General features: G+C 43.4%; 5 protein-coding genes. 3 read left to right on the top strand and 2 right to left on the bottom strand.

The window, feature by feature from the left end:
* Positions 1 to 84: 84 nt before the first annotated feature.
* Both AC3A14_RS08615 and AC3A14_RS08610 read right to left on the bottom strand, forming a co-directional pair.
* Positions 85 to 1,986 carry a sensor histidine kinase gene (locus tag AC3A14_RS08615; protein ID WP_318732073.1) on the bottom strand — a complete coding sequence of 634 codons (1,902 nt, stop codon included), beginning with the start codon at positions 1,984 to 1,986 and terminating at the stop codon, positions 85 to 87.
* 78 nt (positions 1,987 to 2,064) lie between these two features.
* Positions 2,065 to 3,555, bottom strand: coding sequence for an FAD-linked oxidase C-terminal domain-containing protein (locus tag AC3A14_RS08610; protein ID WP_318732072.1), 1,491 nt, complete (start codon positions 3,553 to 3,555; stop codon positions 2,065 to 2,067).
* Positions 3,556 to 3,822: 267 nt separating this feature from the next.
* On the opposite strand from AC3A14_RS08610, the gene AC3A14_RS08605 reads away from it, so the two are divergent.
* Genes AC3A14_RS08605 through AC3A14_RS08595 form a run of 3 tightly spaced genes read left to right on the top strand, consistent with a single transcriptional unit; the run spans position 3,823 to position 6,658 of the window.
* A complete protein-coding gene (locus tag AC3A14_RS08605) occupies positions 3,823 to 4,374 on the top strand; it encodes a DUF4344 domain-containing metallopeptidase (protein ID WP_318732071.1) in 552 nt (183 codons plus the stop codon).
* Positions 4,375 to 4,422: 48 nt separating this feature from the next.
* Complete coding sequence (locus tag AC3A14_RS08600) at positions 4,423 to 5,205, top strand: ABC transporter ATP-binding protein (RefSeq protein WP_318732070.1); 783 nt, start codon at positions 4,423 to 4,425, stop codon at positions 5,203 to 5,205.
* 40 nt (positions 5,206 to 5,245) lie between these two features.
* A complete protein-coding gene (locus AC3A14_RS08595) occupies positions 5,246 to 6,658 on the top strand; it encodes an MlaD family protein (protein WP_318732069.1) in 1,413 nt (470 codons plus the stop codon).
* Positions 6,659 to 6,704: the final 46 nt, after the last annotated feature.

Below are 6,704 nucleotides of genomic sequence, written 5' to 3'. Positions count from 1 at the left end.
TCAAGTTGAAACCAACATAAATCCCTATGAGGGATTGAAAAAAGATGGGACAAAGATAGAGAAGACAGAAGTGTGATAACCCACTCATTTACTGCTACAACAGCACAAATCGCTGTAAGTTGATGGTAAGTGGAGATAAAACTCACTGCCTTGATTTAAGGTTGAATGATAATCCAAAATACCTTGATGTTTATTGACCACAATTTGATAACTGGTTGCCAAGCCTAACCCTGTCCCTTTACCTACTACTTTAGTGGTAAAAAATGGATCGAAAATTCGTTCTCTAATCCGATCCGGAATCCCCACTCCATTATCTTTGATTGTCACTTTAATTCCCCCGGATTTTAGGACTTCGGTTCTAATCTCAATTGTGGGTTGTTCCACATCTTTGTCTGACCATTTTCCTTGTTGCATAGCTTCTTCAATCGCATCAATTGAATTGTTCAAAAGATTAAGAAAAACTTGATTGAGAAGCCCAGGATAGCACTCAATTAAAGGACATTCTTGATAGTCTCGAATCACCAGGATTTTTTGACTACTTACTTTGGGATTTAAACGGTTCACTAGAATACTTAATGTAAGATCTAAATGCTCATTCAGATTGACCAATTTACGACCTTCTTCATCTAAACTAGAAAAAGTTCTTAACCCTTTCACTAACTGTCGAACTCGCTCAGTACCTGATTTCATCGAATTCAACAACTTGTGCAAATCTGGCTCTAAAAAATCCCAATCAATTTCCTCTAGCTTTTGAGTAATTTCTTCAGGAGGATTAGGCGTATAATCTTGATAAGTTTTAACCAATTCTGTTAGATCGTTAAAATATTGATGGGCGTAAATCAAATTTCCATGAATGAAATTGACTGGATTGTTGAATTCATGGGCAACTCCAGCGACCAACTGTCCCAAAGAAGACATTTTTTCCGTTTGAACTAATTGTGCTTGAGTCCATTGCAATTCAGCTAAAGCTACGCTTAACTCATGGGCATTTTTATCTGATTTTTCTTTGGCTTGACGCAGATAATTTTGTTCCCAGTTTTGCGCTCGCCAGACAACGAATAGCATCAACAGGACAACGGCAACTATCATAAACGCCAGAATATTTAAAGGTCGCAAATCTTGGTCAATATTTTGGCGAGGGATAACTAAAGCAACAGAAAAATTGGCTTCTTTTAGGGGTACATAGGCAAGATAGTATTTCCGATCTAACCAATTGACTAAATTAATTCCCTGATTCCCATTAACCATTTGTTGTGCTAAGAGCCTTAGTACTGGATCTTTATTTTTGAGTAATGAGGTAGGTTCATTGCTTTCAAATCCAAAGATTTCCAGATCGCGAGGAACAATGGGAAGCCCCTGAGAATCCAGCATAAATGCATAACTGTTTGGGCCATAGGATAACTGCTCAATGACTTGTGTTAAACGTTTTAGGGGGACTGGAGCAGCGATCGCCCCTTGTGGCTGATAATCTAAAGGTTCATCTGGAGCGATCGGAGCAATGACCATAATCTGCAATAACCCTGTAGAACGGGAAATGAGAGGATCGGAAACATTCACTTTCCCCTGCATGGCTCGCTGGAAATACAGGCGATCTTGAGCCTGATTCGTCTTCCCTTGACTGGTATGAAAACGTCCTGTTTTCTCAAAAAAGGCTCCAAGATTAAACGGCTCAATTCTTTCGGCTTCTTGGACTAAATAAGGCTTAATCCGATCCCAATCTAATGAGCGAGCCGTGGGACTGTTGGCGATTGTTTCGACTTCTGTCTTGCGCTGACTAATCCATTGATCGACCTCTTGTACCCCATCCTTAACCTCTTTCAGGGCATGATTCTGAAGTTTCTTGAGCAGAGCATCATAAGCTCTTTGATAAGTGTAGTACCCAATAATAGCGGAACTGGCGATCGTCGCCATGACGATCGCCGAAATGAAAATACGATGCCTACTGAATGCCGATAATTTGATTGCAGAGCGGATCATAGTGAACATAGAGACAATACTCGGTATCGCTGAGGCGATCGCGAGCCATAAACATTAACATACTTACCCTAGGAATTCATTTTAGACCTAAAATAGATCCACTTTGAGATTCTCCTGCGCCAACTGAGATTTTAACTGAGCCGCTTCACCACAACTTTTGGGAGTTGGAAACAACTTACCAGGATTTGCCAAACCGCGGGGATTAAACACACTTCTCACCCATTGCATCGTTTCCAGATCTACGGGTGTAAACATCTGTTCCATATAACAGAGTTTATCAGCCCCAATACCATGTTCTCCTGAAATACTGCCCCCCACTTGCACGCAGATTTTGAGAATTTCTCCGCCTAATTTCTCCACCGTTTCTAAAGCTCCAGGGATAGAATTATCGTAGAGCAATAGGGGATGAAGATTTCCATCTCCGGCATGAAATACATTCGCCACCGGATAGCCATAGATTTCACTCAGTTTCTCAATTTCTCCCAGAACATAGGGCAATTGAGTTCGAGGAATGACCCCATCCTGGACATAATAATCCGGTTTAATCTTACCCACCGCCGCAAACGCTGATTTACGACCTTTCCATAATTTTAGACGTTCCTCTGGATCGGTCGCTGTTTTGATCTCTCTGGCTCCATTTTGGCGGCAAATTTCGGCAATGCGTTTAGCATTTTCTGCCACTTCTACCTCTAACCCATCTACTTCAACTAACAGAATGGCAACCGCATCTCTGGGATAACAATTGCTGGCCACCACATCTTCAACCGCATTAATACTAAAGTTATCCATCATTTCCATACCAGCCGGAATAATACCGCTACTGACAATATCAGAAACCGCAGCTCCTGCGGCTTCAATACTGGTAAAATCAGCGAGCAGGACTTGAATGGCTTCGGCTTGCTTAATAATCCGCAATCGAATTTCTGTGGCAATGCCTAGGGTTCCTTCCGAACCAACAAACAATCCTGTTAGATCATATCCAGGCATTTCGGGTACTTCTCCACCCACATCAACGATAGAACCATCGGGAAGCACCAGTTTTAAGCCAAGAACGTGGTTGGTGGTGACTCCATATTTGAAACAATGGACTCCTCCTGAGTTTTCCGCTACATTCCCACCAATGGAGCAAATAATTTGACTGGAGGGATCGGGGGCATAATAGAACCCGGCACCACTGACTGCTTCGGTTACCCAGTTATTAATGACAGCCGGTTGCACCACCACTTGTTGATTTTCCAGGTCAATATCTAGGATATTACGCATAAATGCCGTAGAAATTAAGACTCCATTTTCTACGGGGAGAGCGCCCCCAGAGAGTCCCGTGCCTGCGCCCCGTGCTACCCAGGGAAGTTGGTAGCGATCGCATAATTTGACGGTTGCTGCCACTTCTTCCGTATCCCGCGGCAGTAATACCAGTTTCGGCCGCACCCGATAACTGGTCAATCCATCACATTCATAGGTTAGAAGTTCTTCCTTGCGCTGAATGACGCTTTTACGGCCAAGGACTTGTTCAAAGTCACGAATAATACGTTTCCAATCTGAGTTAGTGCGGGAGACTTGGGGAGGCGAACTGAGCATGGAGATCCAGAAAAAAAAGTCACTGTTTCTACTTTAACCAAGATCGAGGAGTTGTTGTTGCCTTAAAATAATTCTTTTGGTCTCTCTAGAGACTGTTGTTATTCGTAAAGCGATCGCCCTTTTGTCACGGTTTGAGATGCTGACGTTTCCGCGATCTGCGACAGGGAACGGGGAAGAGGGAACAAAGTTAAGTCCTTTATTGATGCACCAGACGCTGCCACTATACTCTATATAGCCTCTATTCCATCGAGGGATTGCCCTCACCCCATGACCAATGTCACTAAATTAATGATGAATCCTGTTCATAGAGTATGCCAGCAGAGCTATCCGTATTTAGCAAAAAGTGTACTCTCATTAGCTTTATCAGGCGGTTTAAGCAATTGCACGATGGGCAACACAATTATATCTGATGCCTATGACTCCCCATCTCAGATCGAAGATAGGGGTGACATTATTATGAGTTATGAGGAAACCGACGACGAAGTATGGGCGAATATCCGCACCGCATTGATTGAGACTGAGTTTTATGACGATCTGGCAAGTGATTTAAACGAAATACTTGTATTTCCAACAAATATCACTGTTGTTTTCACCACTTGTGATGAAGCGAATGCTTATTACGATCCAAATGCAGTGACCATTACGATATGTTATGAGTTGATCGATGAATTTCTATCAATTTTCACAGAAAATAGTGAAACTGAAGAGGATTTTGCAGATGCAGTTATTGATGCGAGTTTATTTACCTTAGGCAATAGGCAATTACAAGACTATCCCATTCCCGACATTCTTCACACTGTGCATCACATTGGCAAATAGCCCTTAATCGAGTATACTGCCAAAAGCCAGCCAAATTATGCATATTTCATGGGTGAACCCTTAATTGAACTGCGCGGTATTTACCAAACCTTTGGTCAAAGCAGGATTTTAGATAACCTTAACCTGACGATCTACAAAGGAGAAGCATTAGGGATTATCGGGCCCTCTGGGACAGGGAAATCCACGATCCTAAGAATTATTGCGGGTTTACATCAACCGGATACTGGCGAAATTTATGTCTCGGGACAAAAGCGCGAAGGGTTAGTGGGAGATATCCAAGACCCGATTACCATTGGTATGGTCTTTCAACAGGCGGCCTTATTTGATTCGTTAACTGTGGCGGAAAATGTCGGATTTCGACTCTATCAAGAAGGCAAAATTCCTCAAAAACACATCCGGGAAATGGTGGAGACAAAACTGGAATTAGTAGGATTATCGGGAATTAGCGATCGCTTCCCCGCTCAACTTTCGGGAGGAATGCGCAAACGAGTCAGCTTTGCCCGCGCCATTATGGAAAATCCCCAAGATGCCCAAGACCATCCCGAAGTCCTGCTCTACGATGAACCCACGGCTGGACTCGATCCCATTGCCTCCACCGTAGTGGAAGACCTGATTCGCTCCCTCAAAGAGAAGCAAGGAGGGTGTAGTACCTATGTGATGGTCACTCACCAAGAAAGTACCATTCGCCGCACCACAGATCGGATCGTCTTCATGCATCAGGGTAAAGTCCAATGGGATGGCAAAATCGAAGAAATTGATGACACGGATAATCCCTATATTCGTCAATTTGCCGCCGGGAGCTTAGAGGGCCCGATTCCCGTCATCAGTTAAGATAAAGCGGGTACGATCTTGTAGGGAAGCGAAAACCATCATGCGTCAACGGACAATTCGAGAAGGTTCAGTTGGGTTACTTATCTTAGTTGGGATGGGACTTTTTGGCGGTCTGATCCTTTGGTTACGCGGAGTAACTTTTAGCAAACAAATTTACTCCGTAATTGTGGAATTTGACAATATTGAAGGAATGCAAATTGGGGCAGAAGTTCGATATCGTGGGGTCGAAGTGGGTTCCGTGGCAGCGATTAATCCAGGATCAAATGGGGTTGATGTCACGGTCAATATTCATCAAGGGGATTTGGTGATGCCCAAAAATGCGCTCATTGAAGCCAATCAATCCGGTTTAGTTGGCTCCACAACAATCGATATTATTCCCTTATCTTCTGTGCCAGCAAATATGACTTCTGCTCAGAGTCAGGAGTGCGATCGCACCGTGGTTATTTGCGAAGGAACTCGACTTTCTGGCCAAATTGGAGTCAGCTATGTTGAACTCCTACGCAGGGGTTTAGATATGGCAGAACTCTTTAGTTCGGAAGAATTTTATACTCGTCTGATGTCTACCCTGGACGGAGCGACATCTGCGGCTGAAAATTTTACAGTTCTGAGCGCTGAACTAGCAGAACTAACGACCCTAGCTAAGGGAGAAATTAGTACGATTTCTAATGCAACTGAATCCGTAGGCGCGGCAGCGGATCAAATTCGTCAATCCACCCTGCAAGCAACTACCCAATTTACTGAAAGTAGTGCCCAACTGACTAGACAAGTGGAAAGCACCAGTGCCGAACTAAAAACTGCACTACAAAATATGAATGGTTTGATTGCTCAAAATCGAACTAATATTACTAGCACCTTAGCCAATTTAGAGCGCACATCCGAGGAGATGAAAATTGCGGTATCTACGTTGACCCCGATTCTCAGTCAAGTCCAACAAGGAGAGTTGATCAATAACCTAGAAACCCTTTCAGCCAATGCTGCCCAAGCTTCTGCTAACTTAAAGGATTTATCCGATGACATTAATAATCCTACGACTTTGTTGATGCTCCAGCAAACCTTAGATTCAGCTCGATCAACATTTCAAAATGCCCAAAAACTCACCTCAGATATGGATGATTTGCTCGGCGATCCCCAATTTCGCCAGAATATTCGTAATTTGGTGAATGGTTTGGGTCAATTGGTTTCTTCTACAGAACGTTTAGAAGAACAAGCGGAAATTGCCCAGGTTTTAGAGCCGATTAAAACCCAAATGCAATCTCCCAAGCTTCAGCAACAGTTGCCACAAGTTGAGGCATTCAATGCTCCAGAGTTAACGGACTGGGACATAGCCCAGGATATGGACTCTAATATCAAAGTAGATTTTAAGATTGAACCCAAAACCCTTTTTGAACTGAATCGAGAGTTTCCCTCTGCGGATTTTTCCCCTTCTACACCATCACTGGATTTCAATCCATAGGGAGATATGGGGAATGGACGACACAGAGACACGGAGATCACCTATT

The sequence above is a fragment of the Roseofilum sp. genome (assembly GCF_982964205.1).
Note: the sequence above shows the minus strand (reverse complement) of the source record. Positions and strands in the feature narration are given on the sequence as shown.

Coding starts and splice junctions, on each gene's coding strand:
- AC3A14_RS08610 (WP_318732072.1), bottom strand. CDS start 3,555: ATGCTCAGTTCGCCTCCCCAAGTCTCCCGCACTAACTCAGATTGGAAA.
- AC3A14_RS08605 (WP_318732071.1), top strand. CDS start 3,823: ATGACCAATGTCACTAAATTAATGATGAATCCTGTTCATAGAGTATGC.
- AC3A14_RS08595 (WP_318732069.1), top strand. CDS start 5,246: ATGCGTCAACGGACAATTCGAGAAGGTTCAGTTGGGTTACTTATCTTA.
- AC3A14_RS08615 (WP_318732073.1), bottom strand. CDS start 1,986: ATGTTCACTATGATCCGCTCTGCAATCAAATTATCGGCATTCAGTAGG.
- AC3A14_RS08600 (WP_318732070.1), top strand. CDS start 4,423: ATGGGTGAACCCTTAATTGAACTGCGCGGTATTTACCAAACCTTTGGT.